Source organism: uncultured Methanobrevibacter sp. (assembly GCF_905235195.1).
GTDB lineage: Archaea > Methanobacteriota > Methanobacteria > Methanobacteriales > Methanobacteriaceae > Methanarmilla.
Genome location: NZ_CAJOKH010000091.1, coordinates 1 through 2,682, shown reverse-complemented (window position 1 = coordinate 2,682; position 2,682 = coordinate 1). Strand labels below are relative to the sequence as shown.

Genomic DNA, 2,682 nt, shown 5'->3' with positions numbered 1-2,682 from the left:
TTTTATCCTCAATCGTACGGAATTTAGAAAACTCCAGAATCAAATCGGAAAGTTTAAATTGTTTATCAGACATAATACTATTTGAAGCTTTTATATTTGTTTTTTTTCATATTAATATATTAGCTTCACCTTATATATTAAGTTTACATACTTTTAAATTAAAAATAACGGCAAATTAATAGAGAAAAAAATTATATTGAAATATTTTTTAAAAATTAAAATCACTTAAGTTTTTGAAAGTGCCGGAAATTTCATTGCGATAGTGTGGATAAGGTGTTTGATGATTATACTGATTTGAATTTATTTAAGGATGCTTTATTTGATGGTTCAGATTTGTTTATCGTTTGTGGTGAAGGTTCGGATTTGTTAGTTGAGGTTAATTATGATGATAAGCTTTTAAATATTGTTAGTAATGGTGAGGTTAAGTTTATAAACAAGGTTGAAAGTTTGCATAGTGACGAGTTGTTTGATGAGTTGGCTAAAATTGGAGTTGGTGAGTATAAGTTTCTTCATGGTTTGAAGTTTGTTAAAAATTAATTTGTATAAGATATATATTTACTAATTTATAAAATGTTTACTTATGAAAGGAATATATGATGATAAAATGATATAAAATCTTAATAATATAAGTTAAATTATATTTGAAAGAAAGAAGTAAAATAATAATTACTTAATTAAGAATAAGGGTGAAATGTATGGAAAACAATAAATATATTTTAGTATATTAATACTAATTTCAATTATATTTCTTTTAAGCATTTCAGAATAACTCCAACAAAAGACCTGAATGAAGTAGTTAATACAAATAATATTCAAGATCTTAATTTAGAAAATATCCAAACCACAAAAAAATCTATAAACTTTCATAATTCTATGTAAGCTATTAATATTGATATTAAAAAGGAACAGGGTTGATTTAATTTTTTAAACACTTCTTTTAGGAAACTAGGGTTTGTTTTAGAACAAGGTTAATAAAATTTTTATAGATTGAAGGTGATGAATTTATGGAAAAATGATGATGATAAGTTTTCTATTAAGTGGGGAATTTTTAATGTGAGTTTATGTAAATCACAGATTTCAAAGACTGGTTATATATGGAGATATGCTTATTTTGAGGGTGATAGGATGAAATTTTTATCCTCTCGTAGTCTTGTTAGATTGAGAAAAATGGTTTTAGATAAAGATTTGGAGTGGGTTATTACTAATAATAAGAATGCTATTGATGCTTATAAACTTAATAAAGAGTTGAATGGTGATTATGATGATTCTAATATTTGGTCTAATAAGAGTTCAGGTGTTAAATATGTTTATAAGCATATGATAAGGAGGGCGCAAGAGGTTTTTATTGGCAATATATAAATCATCATGATTATGGGCAGACACAATATTCTGCTAAATATCTCCCTTTATTGAAGAAAAGAATTGAAGATTTAGGTTTTGAATGGATTGTTGTTGATGAGGAATTATATTCTAAAATTTATAATGAAGAGATTAAATTGACGAATGAAGATAAACATATATAGATTTTTTAAAAATAATTTTCTCAAAGAAATATTGTTTATCTTAGAGCTTAATTTATTCTTTAAACTATTATTGCACGAAACAATAAATTTAAAATCTTGTTTAATTATTAAATAATTAATAAGTGAAAAATATGAAATCTAAAATCACAGGCATAATATTGATTATAGGAAGTTTATGGTATATAATTGCTGAGGCTATTTGTGCATTTACATTTAATGACACATTAGCCAATACTTATCTCAAATACACCATTTCAACTTTGGGAATTCCGAATTTAAACTCCCCATATTTTTTCTTGATGAATTCAGCATTTATTCTACTTGGTTTAATTATACTTTTTTCTAGCTTCTATAAATTCAAGGATTATATCATTAAAAACAAAATTATTTATTATATTTTCACAATTACATGTGGTCTTGGATTTATAATTGTCGGTTTAATACATTCTAAAAGTCCATTAACATCTCATTATCATGTCTTAGGTGCAAATATGGCTATTTTAGGAGGTAATATACTGCTACTAATCATTTCAAAATCTATGGATAGATTTAAATCCTATCAGGAGATCACTTTAGTTTTGGGAATAATTGGATTAATTGGTTATGGACTTCTATTTTTCAATACAAGTTATATGTATAGACCTATATTCGAAAGATTATCCGTTTATACATTGATTATCTGGAGTTTCATGACCGGTGTTTATTTACGTTTTAATTTAAATCTTTAAACAGTTATTTACAAAATAAAAACCAAAAAAATTCGTGAAGTACCTATCGAAAGACCTCATTACACTAAATCAAATGAATTTTTTTATTTTATAGTGTATTACCAAATGTTTATACTGAAATATTCATCCACCCATTTTGTGTAAAATGAGACTGAATCAACTATTTCATAGTATTTTTCTTTAAATATTTCTATTAGATTTTTTGAATTTTTTCTATTGATATTTGTTGTGAATTGTTATTATATAGTTCATTGTTTATTTTATCGATTAAATCCATTTTACTTAATGATTTAAAAGATAGATATTTTTTTATTTCTTCATCTGATAGATTTTTATTGTTTATTGTTTTTTTGATTAAATTTTTACCCAAAGTGTTTTCCATATTTTCTATACGGTAATGACATAATGTAATTGCAAATTGAAATGCATTA

At 24.3% G+C, this 2,682-nt stretch carries 3 protein-coding genes and 1 pseudogene; 3 read left to right on the top strand and 1 reads right to left on the bottom strand.

Annotated features, from left to right (window positions below):
• Window positions 1-273 precede the first annotated feature (273 nt).
• The 3 genes from QZ146_RS08575 to QZ146_RS08565 all read left to right on the top strand — a co-directional run bounded on the left by QZ146_RS08575 (window position 274) and on the right by QZ146_RS08565 (window position 2,251).
• Window positions 274-537, top strand: coding sequence for a hypothetical protein (locus QZ146_RS08575; protein ID WP_295723634.1), 264 nt, complete (start codon window positions 274-276; stop codon window positions 535-537).
• Between the two features lie 459 nt (window positions 538-996).
• Window positions 997-1,359, top strand: a complete 363-nt coding sequence (locus QZ146_RS08570) for a hypothetical protein (RefSeq protein ID WP_295723631.1) — start codon at window positions 997-999, stop codon at window positions 1,357-1,359.
• Between the two features lie 295 nt (window positions 1,360-1,654).
• Entirely contained in the window at window positions 1,655-2,251 is a 597-nt protein-coding gene (locus tag QZ146_RS08565) for a DUF998 domain-containing protein (RefSeq protein WP_295723629.1), read from the top strand.
• A 193-nt stretch (window positions 2,252-2,444) separates the two neighbouring features.
• On the opposite strand, the pseudogene QZ146_RS08560 reads toward QZ146_RS08565, so the two are convergent.
• Window positions 2,445-2,682: pseudogene (locus tag QZ146_RS08560) on the bottom strand (transposase); the annotation flags it as partial.

Excerpts from the sequence above, each read along its gene's own strand:
- QZ146_RS08570 (WP_295723631.1), top strand. The coding sequence starts at position 997 with ATGAATTTATGGAAAAATGATGATGATAAGTTTTCTATTAAGTGGGGA.
- QZ146_RS08565 (WP_295723629.1), top strand. The coding sequence starts at position 1,655 with ATGAAATCTAAAATCACAGGCATAATATTGATTATAGGAAGTTTATGG.